Annotated in this window: 2 protein-coding genes; both read right to left on the bottom strand. The window is 51.6% G+C overall.

Annotated elements, in window-relative coordinates; translation table 11 throughout:
- Window positions 1-269: 269 nt before the first annotated feature.
- Window positions 270-410, bottom strand: a complete 141-nt coding sequence (locus tag ACR3FF_RS26800) for a hypothetical protein (RefSeq protein WP_458191116.1) — start codon at window positions 408-410, stop codon at window positions 270-272.
- A gap of 37 nt (window positions 411-447) precedes the next feature.
- Complete coding sequence (locus ACR3FF_RS26795) at window positions 448-1,254, bottom strand: DUF8172 family protein (RefSeq protein ID WP_458191115.1); 807 nt, start codon at window positions 1,252-1,254, stop codon at window positions 448-450.
- Window positions 1,255-2,125 lie beyond the last annotated feature (871 nt).

Below are 2,125 nucleotides of genomic sequence, written 5' to 3'. Positions count from 1 at the left end.
ACGCGGCTGACCGGCTCATCGACTGGCAGTTTACGACCGACGATGCCCGGATCAAGCTACACCGACTGTACCCAGTTGAGTTGGAGGAGAACTAACGAAACCACGGTTGAAGCTACACTAAGGCCCCTTCCTCAGGGAGCGCCGAATGGCGCGAGCAGGGAGGGGATACAGCGCCGTCATCGTCTTTCCTGGCGATGTTGATCGGTCCGATAACACTCAGTCGTCTCCAGTAAAACAATAACGAAGACAAAGTCGTATCGCTGAAAACGCTAGTCTTCGAGGTTGGCAACGTGCGCTGCAACAGCCGTAAGGCTCTCGGCTGCAACACCATTTTCTCGTGCCTCAACCCGCTCACGGGCACTTCGGATGTATTCCCGAGCGTCGACGTGTGCGGATTCGTTCTCGCTCATACTACTAACTCGGGACTGAGGAATCATAACGATTGGGTCACAATCGACTTGCGAAGACGCGTTTCCCATCATCTCTCTGCGTAAGCAACTCCGATGCCCCTGCTCGTTGGAGATAGTCTGTCGCAAACTCCTCCCAGACGTGTTCATGTTCAACAGCGTAGTACGCCCATGGATCATCGACATCGGGCGGATACGTCTCGAGTGGGATGACAACATCATTCTTTCTGCGGACGCCAGTCACCCCCAAAGATTGAAGAAACGAAAAGAGAGCTGCTTTCCGTCGAACCGTGAGAATCCTCTTTGAGTCGCGAATATACTCATTTGCCCATGTTGCCCAGTCGTCTCCTTGATTCGTTTGTGGAACGTCGGAAAACGTGTGAAACGTCCGTGCGTACAATTCGAAAAATGCGATCGACGTTCGATGGTTCGCATTCGGAAGGCCGTGGGACCGAATGAGTTCCGAGATAAGACTCCCGCCGACAGTTGGGATCAATTGTTTCCATGTTACTGCCTCAATGGCATCTGCAATGTTCGTCGGCTCAAGCGGCTTGTACCACTCGATCTCTTGGTTGTCGCTAATTTGGTCGAAAAGGCTGATGACAATATCGACGATATCGCGTGTGTCCGCACTGTAGTCTGATAGATCGGCACCTTCGATCTCCTCTTCTTGCGCTTCTGCAAGCGTGTAGACCCCATATACATCATCGTCCAATTCGAGGAGCCGAAGAACAGCTGGTTCATCACGGCTCTGTAGATCCTCTTGTGCTTCTGATTTAGACGAGTGAACGTATGAGAGCGAATAGTAGTTCCCATCGATTTCGAGATGATAAGGAACGAGAGTCATTATCGACCACTACACAGAGAAGAGGCTTAATATCCAGGGGACATTCGCCCCGACTCACGACAGTAGACTGTGGTTTATTCTGGCGATTCTTACCATCTATCTGCAAACCCATTCAAAACCTCATACGCCGTCCGACGTAGTCACCCAAGTTCCGCTGTGATCTCGCTCGTCATATCGGATTCGAGCGATTCCATGACTGCACTCACATCCGCTGGCTTTCGCTCTTGGACGAACTCGCCTCCCTCTCATTCTCATCCAACAAGATTCTCCCTGACGTCACTCGGTCATTCTTCTGGACTTGGGTAGTCCCAAAGTTAGTATATGATACTAACATCGAGTGGCCCCAAATCTTGACTGCTCCTGTGATCACCCCTTTTCATCTGCCGACCCATTGGCCCGTTCAAAATGATCTACCCATGTCTCGTCGTGAATAGCCTCTGTAAGCGTAAAACCGACCGTCCACTCAATAGTCTCCGATGGTGGTTCCTCGGCAAGCCGTGACGTGAGTGTTTCAGGAATAACGTAGTCTCCAGGTGCCAATCCGTCTGTCCCAGCGCGAATCTCATATGTTCGAGTGATCGTCTCACCCGGTTCGATCCGTGTTCCAATCCCAAAACTGAATTGACTTCCAATTCTCCATCTCTGAACGATATATGGCCACTCGATGCATACTCTCCCCACAATAAAAATGAGCGATCGTCACTGTCTGCTTCAGCCCACAGGACACTCAACGGTGGGGACGGTCCACTCACAATCGGTAGTTCCCATCGTTCCTGATTACTGACTCGGTTTCTGGGGCGAGACGAGAGTAGCTGGCGCGGATGAGCGAATGATTCAACCAAAGACGGCGGTCTCACTCCAGTGAGAGCGC

This window comes from Haladaptatus ordinarius, assembly GCF_054177595.1.
The sequence above is the reverse complement of the archived record's forward strand: the minus strand, read 5'-3'. Positions and strand labels throughout refer to the sequence as shown.

Bases quoted from the DNA above. Each gene is read 5' to 3' on its own strand.
- ACR3FF_RS26800 (WP_458191116.1), bottom strand. From the start codon at position 410: ATGAGCGAGAACGAATCCGCACACGTCGACGCTCGGGAATACATCCGA.
- ACR3FF_RS26795 (WP_458191115.1), bottom strand. From the start codon at position 1,254: ATGACTCTCGTTCCTTATCATCTCGAAATCGATGGGAACTACTATTCG.